The sequence below is a fragment of the Rathayibacter sp. AY1H3 genome, from assembly GCF_002932015.1.
Genome location: NZ_PSUU01000080.1, coordinates 3,664 through 5,401 on the forward strand (window position 1 = coordinate 3,664; position 1,738 = coordinate 5,401).

A 1,738-nucleotide genomic window follows, 5' to 3' on the forward strand; every position below is an offset into this window, starting at 1 on the left:
ATGTAGCCTGAGATCTGATGGGTAGACGCAAGTCGAAATCGGTGATCCTATGCTGCCAAGAAAAGCATCGACGCGAGGTTCTAGCTGCCCGTACCCCAAACCGACTCAGGTGGTCAGGTAGAGAATACTAAGGAGATCGAGAGAATCGTGGTTAAGGAACTCGGCAAAATGCCCCCGTAACTTCGGGAGAAGGGGGGCCTGAGGCGTGAACGGACTTGCTCCGGGAGCGTTCGATGGCCGCAGAGACCAGTGGGAAGCGACTGTTTACTAAAAACACAGGTCCGTGCTAAGTCGCAAGACGATGTATACGGACTGACGCCTGCCCGGTGCTGGAAGGTTAAGAGGAACGGTTAGCCGCAAGGCGAAGCTGAGAATTTAAGCCCCAGTAAACGGCGGTGGTAACTATAACCATCCTAAGGTAGCGAAATTCCTTGTCGGGTAAGTTCCGACCTGCACGAATGGCGTAACGACTTCCCAGCTGTCTCAACCGCGAACTCGGCGAAATTGCATTACGAGTAAAGATGCTCGTTACGCGCAGCAGGACGGAAAGACCCCGTGACCTTTACTATAGTTTGGTATTGGTGTTCGGTGTGGCTTGTGTAGGATAGGTGGGAGACGTTGAAGCGGGCACGCTAGTGTTCGTGGAGTCATTGTTGAAATACCACTCTGGTCACTCTGGATATCTAACTTCGGACCCTAATCGGGTTCAGGGACAGTGCCTGATGGGTAGTTTAACTGGGGCGGTTGCCTCCCAAAGAGTAACGGAGGCGCCCAAAGGTTCCCTCAACCTGGTTGGCAATCAGGTGGCGAGTGTAAGTGCACAAGGGAGCTTGACTGTGAGACTGACAAGTCGAGCAGGGACGAAAGTCGGGACTAGTGATCCGGCAGTGGCTTGTGGAAGCGCTGTCGCTCAACGGATAAAAGGTACCTCGGGGATAACAGGCTGATCTTGCCCAAGAGTCCATATCGACGGCATGGTTTGGCACCTCGATGTCGGCTCGTCGCATCCTGGGGCTGGAGTAGGTCCCAAGGGTTGGGCTGTTCGCCCATTAAAGCGGTACGCGAGCTGGGTTTAGAACGTCGTGAGACAGTTCGGTCCCTATCCGCTGCGCGCGCAGGAAATTTGAGAAGATCTATCCCTAGTACGAGAGGACCGGGATGGACGAACCTCTGGTGTGTCAGTTGTTCCGCCAGGAGCACCGCTGATTAGCTACGTTCGGAACGGATAACCGCTGAAAGCATCTAAGCGGGAAGCCGGCTTCGAGATGAGATTTCCATCCCTTCGGGGGAGAGGCTCCCAGCCAGACGACTGGGTTGATAGGCCGGATGTGGAAGACAGGACTAAAGACTGTCGGAGCTGACCGGTACTAATAAGCCGATAACTTGATAATCACTACACTCATACCGTTGTAAAGGCTGGTAGGAGTGGTCAGAGATTGCTTGCGTCCACTTTGTGGTTCCCAGAAGACGGGCACCCCGCATCCTCCTTCGGGAGGAGCGGAACAATTGAATACACGCACGGCGTGTAACCCAGATTTGACCATGTGCCCTCGGGTGCGTGTGTCGCCAGGGTTACGGCGGCCATAGCGAGAGGGAAACGCCCGGTCACATTCCGAACCCGGAAGCTAAGACTCTCAGCGCCGATGGTACTGCAGGGGGGACCCTGTGGGAGAGTAGGACACCGCCGGACACCATTCACGATGGCCACCCAGAAATGGGTGGCCATCGCTGTTTAACC

The 1,738-nt window shown here is 55.1% G+C and carries 2 rRNA genes (1 of these 2 cut by a window edge); both read left to right on the forward strand.

The features are described 5' to 3' along the window. Positions 1 to 1,391, forward strand: a 23S ribosomal RNA gene (locus C5C33_RS17785) (it extends 1,824 nt beyond the left edge of the window). A gap of 182 nt (positions 1,392 to 1,573) precedes the next feature. Then, a 5S ribosomal RNA gene (gene rrf, locus C5C33_RS17790) occupies positions 1,574 to 1,690 on the forward strand. Positions 1,691 to 1,738: the final 48 nt, after the last annotated feature.